General features: G+C 66.2%; 6 protein-coding genes. 2 read left to right on the plus strand and 4 right to left on the minus strand.

Annotation, left to right across the window (positions count from 1 at the left end):
- Positions 1 to 97: 97 nt before the first annotated feature.
- Both B4U45_RS22065 and B4U45_RS22070 read left to right on the plus strand, forming a co-directional pair.
- Positions 98 to 397: a hypothetical protein gene (locus B4U45_RS22065; RefSeq protein ID WP_075545080.1), complete on the plus strand. Its 300-nt coding sequence runs from the start codon at positions 98 to 100 to the stop codon at positions 395 to 397.
- Entirely contained in the window at positions 394 to 1320 is a 927-nt protein-coding gene (locus B4U45_RS22070) for a DUF808 domain-containing protein (RefSeq protein WP_075545079.1), read from the plus strand. Before B4U45_RS22065 ends, B4U45_RS22070 begins: the two co-directional genes overlap by 4 nt.
- On the opposite strand, the gene B4U45_RS22075 is transcribed toward B4U45_RS22070, so the two are convergent.
- Genes B4U45_RS22075 through B4U45_RS22090 form a run of 4 tightly spaced genes read right to left on the minus strand, consistent with a single transcriptional unit; the run spans position 1317 to position 5240 of the window.
- Positions 1317 to 2120 (minus strand): SDR family NAD(P)-dependent oxidoreductase, encoded by an 804-nt coding sequence (locus tag B4U45_RS22075; RefSeq protein ID WP_075545078.1) that lies wholly within the window; start codon positions 2118 to 2120, stop codon positions 1317 to 1319. The genes B4U45_RS22070 and B4U45_RS22075 overlap by 4 nt on opposite strands.
- Before the next feature lie 33 nt (positions 2121 to 2153).
- A complete protein-coding gene (locus B4U45_RS22080) occupies positions 2154 to 2849 on the minus strand; it encodes a TetR/AcrR family transcriptional regulator (protein ID WP_075545082.1) in 696 nt (231 codons plus the stop codon).
- 51 nt (positions 2850 to 2900) lie between these two features.
- Complete coding sequence (locus B4U45_RS22085) at positions 2901 to 3500, minus strand: DUF732 domain-containing protein (protein ID WP_239988011.1); 600 nt, start codon at positions 3498 to 3500, stop codon at positions 2901 to 2903.
- A gap of 39 nt (positions 3501 to 3539) precedes the next feature.
- Positions 3540 to 5240, minus strand: coding sequence for a patatin-like phospholipase family protein (locus B4U45_RS22090; RefSeq protein WP_075545077.1), 1701 nt, complete (start codon positions 5238 to 5240; stop codon positions 3540 to 3542).
- Between the last annotated feature and the right edge of the window lie 760 nt (positions 5241 to 6000).

Consider the following 6000-nt stretch of genomic DNA (forward strand, 5'->3'; position numbering starts at 1 on the left):
CCGTCTTAACTGAACGGTATTGCATTTAGTCCACATTTAGTCCCAAGCATGCGGTAGGCGCGGGTTTAGCTTCGGCTCTTCGGGTGAAGTCTCACGAGTGCCCGAGACGACCGAACTGACCATCCTTGATCCGCGCAGTGGCGCGACCGTGGGCCGAGTGCCGGTCGACAATGCCCTGGGGCACACCTTCCCGACGGCGTTGCGCGGGCCGGCGCCTGCCCGGCGCCAGCCGACGACGTCGACGTGGTGCCTCACGTCGGCTGCAGCGCCATCGCTCGAACGTGCGCAGACCGGCGCCAAGGCGATCATGGCGAACGGGGCCGGCTCAGCCGGCTTAGCCGACGGTCAAGTGCAACGGCAAACGGTAACCTCGATCGCCATGGGGGAGACGCCATGAGCGCGGGGCTGTTCGGCCTCCTGGACGACGTCGCGGCCCTGGCCCGGCTGGCCGCGGCCTCGGTCGACGACATCGGCAGCGCCGCCGGCCACGCGAGCGTCAAGGCCGCCGGAGTGGTCGTCGACGACACCGCGGTCACGCCGCAATACGTGCACGGGATCGCCGCCGAGCGAGAATTGCCGATCATCAAGCGCATTGCCATCGGATCGCTGCGCAATAAGCTGCTGATCATCCTGCCGGCCGCGATGCTGCTGAGTCAGTTCGTGCCGTGGCTACTGACCCCGATCCTGATGCTGGGTGCGACCTACCTCTGCTATGAAGGCGCCGAGAAGGTGTGGAGCAGCATCCGCGGTCATGATTCCGGGGCCGGCCCGGCCAGCGAGCAGGAGGTGGTGAGCGGCGCAGTCCGGACCGACCTGATCCTGTCGGCCGAGATCATGGTGATCGCCCTCAACGAGGTGGCCAGCCAGAGGTTCTTGCCGCGGCTCGTCATCCTCGTCGTTGTTGCCCTGATCATCACCGCAGTGGTGTATGGGGCCGTCGGCGCCATCGTCAAGATGGACGACGTGGGCCTGCGGCTTGCCGAAACCGGATCCCGGTTGGGCCGGCAGGTCGGCCGGGGCCTGGTCGCCGCGATGCCGAAACTGCTCTCAGCGCTCACGACGGTCGGGACGGTGGCCATGCTGTGGGTGGGCGGCCACATCCTGCTGGTCGGCAGCGACCGCGTCGGCTGGCACCCGCCGTACGCCTTGGTTCACCACGTCGAGGAGCAGGTGCGTCACGCTGCGGGGTCCATGGGCGCGGTGCTGGCCTGGCTGGTCGACACGGGGGCCTCGGCGGTCATCGGATTGGCCGTCGGAGCCATCGTCGTGCCATTGGTGCATGTGCTGCCGTTTCGGCGGGACGGTCGCGCCGCCGGTTAGATGAAGTCCGAGCCCCCGTCGACGTTCACCGTCGCGCCGGTGACATAGCCGTTGCGCCGCGACACCAGGTAAGCGGTGACGGACGCTACCTCCTCGGGAAGACCGGCGCGGCCCAGATCACATGGGTGGTGAAAATGCTTGTCAATCCACGTCATAACGTCGTGCGGATTGGTGGCGTCCAGGCCGTCGGCGGCCAGGAGATCGGTGAGCTGTTCGGTGAAGCTGGCCGTGACGATGGTCCCCGGGCACACGCAGTTCACCAGAATGCCGTCCTTGGCAAGGCTTTTCGACAAATTCTTGGTGACGCTGGTCAGCGCTGCCTTCGATGCGGTGTAGCCGACCAAACGCGGACTCTGCCGCTGAATGGAGTGCGCGGACAGGGTCACGATGCGGGCCCAGTCAGCGGCCCGCAGCAACGGCAAGGCCGCGCGAATCGACCGGACACCCGACATGGTGCCCAGCGTGAACGCGGCATCCCAGGCCGCATCGTCCATGTCTTCGAAATACCCGTCGCCCGGCCCGATGGTGTGGACCAGGCAATTCAGCTGCCCCCAGCGCTCCGAGACGGCGGCGAAGGCATCGGTGATGGCGGCGGCGTAGGCCATGTCCGCACTGAATCCGACGGCATCCGGGGCACCGGCCCGGCGCAGCCTGTCCACTGCCGCGTCGAGCGCCGCCCTGCCCCTGGCGATGACGGCCACACTGGCTCCTTCGGCGGCAAGGGTTTCCGCGATGGCCAAGCCCATGCCCTTGCTGCCTCCGGTGACGACAGCTTTCGATCCGGTGAAGCCGAGGTCCATCGCACCTTTTTAGCAGCCGGGTTAGCAGCCGGCTTAGCAGCCGGCGCCGGCCACTTCGGCGATGGTGTCCGGCGCCACGCCCAGACCGCGCAGGCAGAACCGGACGGTGCGTTTCCGAACGCCGCCGCGTTCACCATCACCCGACGCCCACTGCTGCTCGGTGCTGGCCCACACCACACCTTGGATGGATTGCGCCTCGTTCACCGGGTCGATGTCGTCGAACACGTTCTGTTGCAGGCCCAGGTGAAGCTGTTCGACCAGTGGCTCGAGCGTTTCGGCGTATGCGGGTGCGACGAGCTCGGGGGTGGTGAGCATGTGTGATTGGGCCTCCACGGCCAGGTGACGCAGGTCGGCCTTCACGGTCTCGTCGAAGGCCAGGTCCAGTCGCGCGTCGATCCAGGCGGCCACCGCCTCGACCGGGTTGGCGGCCTTGGCCATATGGGTTCGCAGCCGCGTCGCCTCGACCCGCGCCACCTCCAGGAAGACCGCCGCGACCAGTTGGTCTTTCGATTCGAAGTGCCGGTAGAAGGCACGGGTGCTCAGCTGCGCGCGGTCCAGGACGGTGGCGACGTTGAGCCCTCGTACCCCGTGCTCGCGCACCGACATTGAGGCGGCCACCAGGATGGCGCGTCGAATGCCGGGGTCCGGTGCAAGCTTGTGTCGGCGCCGCGTGAGCCGGCCGTTGAGGTTGGTGGGTTGGCGGGAATTCCGGTTACGCGGATCCGTCATAGATGCGTAGGTACCCACCGCACTGTCCGGGAACACCCGGACGGTGCCGCGTTACGGACAATAGGTGCGCATCGAGATCGCCACGTAATCTTCGGCGTTGCTGCTCAGCGCCGGATTGCTCGCCCGAAATGCCGCGACTATCTGGTCCACCGTCATGCCGCGACGGAAGTTCATGCAGACCAACTTGCCGTTGTAAACGGCGGCATCGGGATTGGCGAACGTGATGCCGCGGTCGTTGAGGGCTCTGATGTAGTCGCTGTCCTGCTCCGGGCTCGAGCCGATGGTCGTGGGAGCCGGCGCGGTGGTCGCCGTGGAGGCGGCCGTCGTCGCCGGCGGAGCCGCGGCCGGCTGCGTCTCCTGACGGGGAGATTTCTCGGCGGTCAGCGCCCAACCGCCGATCACGATGAGTGTCGCGACACCGAAACCGAGCAGCAGCAACGCCGCGGCGCGTCCCCACGTGGTGCCCCAGGACTGACCGGCCGGTTCGGATGTGGAGGCCCCATCGTCGTCGGGGATGTCCTGGCGCTCGTCGGGTTCGTCGTTGCGCGACCATGCCGTATGAACCGCGTCGGTGGGTGCCGAATTCGGCAGGGCGGCAGTCGCGCCGCCGAGTGCGGCGGTTTCCTCGGAAGCCGGGACCGGCTCTGGCATGAGGGCCATGGTAGCCACCCGAGTGAATCGCCGGCGGTCTTATGTCAGGTGGCGATTTCGCCACCGCGCCCAGCGTCCGGTCGGCGACTGGATCGCGGCCAGCACCGAGCTCATCGACGACGCCACCGACTTCGCGCGCGCAGCAGGCTCGGCTACCGGCGGACCGTCGCCTTCCCACCACGTCGGCTGCAACAGCGCGGTGGTCACCGGGATGGCCTGTTCGACGCTGTCGCGTCCCCACTCGCAGGCGCGGTCGATGGCGGCGACGGAGGGCGCCAGGTTGATCGGCGACAGCGTCGGCTGGAACTTGACGAGATGATCGATGTACGGCAGATTGCGCACCATCTGCAACTGGACGGCCTGGGTGATCGGGGCTAACCACATGTGCCGCGAATCCCATTGCGGATGAAAGCAATCGAAGGCCAGATAGCACGCGTTGCGGGTGCCGAGCTTGCCGTCGCGCACCCGCTTCCACGCCAGTTCGACGGGCACATTGCTGGCCGCGCCGCCGTCGACGATCGCCGCGATGTCCTTTTCGGCGCACAGCTCGTCGAGGATTCCGACCATGCGAGGGTCGCGCGTTTCGTGGTGCAGCACACCGGGGATGGCCGACGAGAACGACGCCGCGTCGACGACGTCGAAGTCCCGGTCCGGGTCGTCGCCGCTGATCACGATGGGCTTGACCACCCGCAAGTCGATGAAGGCCGACACCTGCCACATCCGGGCCGCTACCAGCGGTCCGATACCGATCGGGCGGAACGGTAGCGACCGCAACTGCAGCGCCGCCAGTTCCGGACGGCGAAACCTTGACGGCAGCGCCGCATACGGCTGCCGTCGCACCCCGGCGACCACGATGTCGAACGGAATGGCCAAGTCCGACATCCGCATTCGCACGCCGTCTTCCCGGCTGAGCAGGGCCAGCGCGAACTGGTCGAAGCGCAGCGCGAAGACGCCGGCCAGGCCATGACGGCGGCGCAGCCGCTCGGGTCCGAGGATGGCCCGGTACGACACCGATTTGGCCCATTCCATGTACTCGTCGATCGGCACCGGTAGGGATCGGGCGACCAGGCTGCCGATGATCGAGCCGAACGACGAACCGATCATGTAGTCGGGCAGTTGGCCGGCCTCCAGCAGCCGCTGCAGGCCGCCGATGTAGACGAAGCCCGCCCCGCCGCCGCCGCCGAGAATCGTGACGAGCTTCTTGTAGCCGACCTCAGAATCTAGCTCGGCGGCCGAGAAGTCGTTGCCGTGGCGCTCGATCAGCACTCGTCGCTGGTCGTCCTGGTCGGCCGCCAGGCCGTGCAGCGCATCGCGTGCCGCCTTCAGGGCAGTGACCGGGTCGGCCTCTTCGCGCAGCGGTCCGTACAGCGCGTCGGTAACCCTAGAGCGCCACGGTGCCACTTCGGCGCCGACCGAGACGTCGCCACGGCCACGGTTGCCGCCCGGGCCCGCGGCACCCGGCTCGAAGTCGGCGAGCCTGGCGAAATTGAGGATGTAGCGCAACGTGCGCAGCTCCTCGTCGCTCAACACGTCCGGGTTGGCCAGGTGCTGCCGGATCAGCCGGTTCTCCATCTTCTGCAGCAGCAGGGCCGGCTCTGCCGAGGGCAGGTCGACGGTGTCGGGTGCCGCCTCGACTGCCTCGCCGTCGAAGGCGTCGTGTTCGAACTCCTCGATGAAGTCGAACTCGGCGTCGCGGCGGCCGAAGCGGCCGCGCACGGCGTCGGCGAACGGAATCTCCATGGGCACCAATCTTGTCGGCTAGCGTGCGGGAACGGAAACCGTGGGTAGCGCCGAGCTGCCCGGCCAGCAACCTTGTATCAGCCGAAAGGATGTTCGTGGACCTGACCTTAGTATCGACCTGGCCTGCCGGGCCGCTCACCAAGCCACGCTGGCCCGCTCAGAGGGGACCTTCATATGGACGGGACGAAAGTTCTTCACCCGGCCTGCCGAACTCGAAAAGCTCTGAGAAGACATCGGATTGGTCGAACACGACACCCTGCGTGTCGTGATGGAGCCGACCCGCAACGCGTGGGTTCCAATCGGCTCGTGGTTCCGTCGGCGCGGCGCCTGGATCTCGATGGTGCCGACCACCCAGTGCGCAGCCTGCGCGCCTACTACTCCAAGCTCACCAAAACGGTACGTCATCGATGCATTTGGTCTCGATCACCCGCGAGGAGCGCACCACTGGTCGTTGATAGGTGCTGATTATTGTTTGATCTGTTTTTTGTGTTTGGTATTGATAGTCGGCTGCGAGACAATCACTCCGGCCCGAGTGCAGTTCCGAATGGAAACTATCAACGGTGTGGAACCTGTGTAAATCGAACGAGCTGTTAATTGTAGCGTACTGGCCGATTACCCAGCCGGGCGGTACATCTTTTTCACGTTACCGGAGACAACGCTAGACATTTTGCCTTTTCGCCTTTTAGTTACCGTCAGCACAATGGTGGAGCATGTTCGTTGAGTTTTCATGTTCGCCGCCGGAGGTTAATTCGCGCGGATG

The sequence above is a fragment of the Mycobacterium persicum genome, assembly GCF_002086915.1.
GTDB classification, from domain to species: Bacteria; Actinomycetota; Actinomycetes; order Mycobacteriales; family Mycobacteriaceae; genus Mycobacterium; species Mycobacterium persicum.

Bases quoted from the DNA above. Each gene is read 5' to 3' on its own strand.
- B4U45_RS22070 (WP_075545079.1), top strand. From the start codon at position 394: ATGAGCGCGGGGCTGTTCGGCCTCCTGGACGACGTCGCGGCCCTGGCC.
- B4U45_RS22075 (WP_075545078.1), bottom strand. From the start codon at position 2,120: ATGGACCTCGGCTTCACCGGATCGAAAGCTGTCGTCACCGGAGGCAGC.
- B4U45_RS22080 (WP_075545082.1), bottom strand. From the start codon at position 2,849: ATGACGGATCCGCGTAACCGGAATTCCCGCCAACCCACCAACCTCAAC.
- B4U45_RS22085 (WP_239988011.1), bottom strand. From the start codon at position 3,500: ATGCCAGAGCCGGTCCCGGCTTCCGAGGAAACCGCCGCACTCGGCGGC.
- B4U45_RS22090 (WP_075545077.1), bottom strand. From the start codon at position 5,240: ATGGAGATTCCGTTCGCCGACGCCGTGCGCGGCCGCTTCGGCCGCCGC.